The following is a 503-nucleotide window of genomic DNA, read 5'->3' on the forward strand; positions in this document are numbered from 1 at the left end:
GGCGATGCTCGAGGAGGAAGGCTTTGCCGTGCGCGTCGAGAACACGACCGCGGTCTTCGCCGACCCGGCGATCGCCGAGCTCAGCCTGATCGTGCCGATCTACACGATGTCCAAGCTTACCAAGGCGGAAGAAGCCAATCTGACGAAAGCGGTCGAAAACGGCGTCGGCCTTGGCGGGTACCATGGCGGCATGGCCGACGCATTTCGCGAATCGCCCGAATACCAGTTCATGTGCGGTGGGCAATGGGTCGCGCATCCCGGCAACATCATCGACTATCATGTGAATGTGACGCGGGGCGACGACCCGATCATGCGAGGCATCGAGGATTTCCCCTACCGCTCCGAGCAGTATTACATGCATGTCGATCCTTCGAACGAGGTGCTGGCGACCACCACTTTCTCCGGTTCACACGCGCCGTGGATCGACGGCGTCGTCATGCCGGTGGTGTGGAAGCGCAGGCACGGCAAGGGGCGGGTGTTCTATTCGTCGCTCGGTCACGCAG

Annotated in this window: 1 protein-coding gene; it reads left to right on the forward strand. The window is 61.8% G+C overall.

Annotated features, from left to right (window positions below):
• The coding region (locus EOA28_RS38025; RefSeq protein WP_128315958.1) for a ThuA domain-containing protein at window positions 1-503 on the forward strand (503 nt) is incomplete at both ends.

It is taken from the genome of Mesorhizobium sp. M2A.F.Ca.ET.067.02.1.1 (genome assembly GCF_004023285.1).
Lineage (GTDB): Bacteria > Pseudomonadota > Alphaproteobacteria > Rhizobiales > Rhizobiaceae > Mesorhizobium.